The organism is Janthinobacterium sp. (assembly GCF_031995485.1).
In the GTDB taxonomy this organism is placed as follows: domain Bacteria; phylum Pseudomonadota; class Gammaproteobacteria; order Burkholderiales; family Burkholderiaceae_D; genus Janthinobacterium.
In genome coordinates, this window is sequence record NZ_DAMAGB010000077.1 from 1 (window position 1) to 534 (window position 534).

Here is a 534-nt window from a genome sequence, read left to right on the forward strand (position 1 = left end):
TTGAAGCTGCGGGTGGTGTCGGATTACGGCCTGCGGCCTAATCCGACCTACGGTCATGTGCGGCCGCGTCATCCGGCATCACCACCACCGGCGTCAACCGCTGCGCAGGTCGGATGAGCGCAGCGTAATTCAACAACATGGTTGGCGTCGTTTGGAGCCGCAGGTGTTGTCGGATGACGGGCCTGCGGCCGCTTCATCCGACATCACCACCACCGGCGTCAACCGCTGCGCAGATCGGATTAGCGCAGCGTAATCCGATAACACCGTTGGCGCCAATGACAATGTGGAAGTCGGATCAGGAGGGGCCGCCGAGGCCGTAATCCGACAACATGGTTGCTGCGGCCGACCGTGCCGGCATCGAATATGCCTTTTTATTCCTTGAAACCGGCAAGTTTTGTTACTTGATCGAGGCAAATTGCTATATAATTCGCCTCCTCAGATCAGATGGTTTGCTGCCCCGCTGGGAGCAGGCTGTTGAAAAAGTTATGCCTGATGACCATAGCAAGTTGGTCCCACCCCTTCCCATCCCGAACA

The 534-nt window shown here is 57.5% G+C and carries 1 protein-coding gene; it reads left to right on the plus strand.

Annotated features, from left to right (window positions below; genetic code table 11):
* Positions 1-329: 329 nt before the first annotated feature.
* Positions 330-534, plus strand: a 205-nt coding sequence (locus RTQ46_RS26445; protein WP_312440585.1) for a hypothetical protein, incomplete at its 3' end; no start/stop codon positions are given.